Below are 363 nucleotides of genomic sequence, written 5' to 3'. Positions count from 1 at the left end.
CTGCTGGTGGCGCTGGTACTGCTGGGGGTGGCGGCCCTGGCCGGGGTGGGCCTGGCACCGGCCATGGTGCTGCGGCTGCTGGCCGTGGCCGCCTTCGCTGCGCTGCCGCTGGGCGCGATCGGGCTGTGGATCGGCAGCCATGTCAGTGCCAGTGCGGCCCCGGCGGTGGTCAACCTGGTGTACCTGCCGCTGGCGCTGCTGTCGGGGCTGTGGCTGCCGCTGTCGATCCTGCCGCCGGTGTTCTCCACGCTGGCCCCGCTGTGGCCCACCTGGCACCTGGCCCAGCTGGCGCTGCCGGCGGTGGGCCTGCCGGCCCAGGGCAGCACGTGGGTGCACATCGCGGTGTTGCTGGCGGTCACCGGC

1 pseudogene is annotated in these 363 nt (G+C 74.9%); it reads left to right on the top strand.

Going from position 1 to position 363, the window contains the following annotated elements:
- Window positions 1–363, top strand: a pseudogene (locus DBR34_RS13690) (ABC transporter permease); the annotation flags it as partial.

Source organism: Stenotrophomonas sp. HMWF003, from assembly GCF_003061285.1.
Lineage (GTDB): Bacteria > Pseudomonadota > Gammaproteobacteria > Xanthomonadales > Xanthomonadaceae > Stenotrophomonas > Stenotrophomonas maltophilia_AP.
The sequence above is the reverse complement of the archived record's forward strand: the minus strand, read 5'-3'. Positions and strand labels throughout refer to the sequence as shown.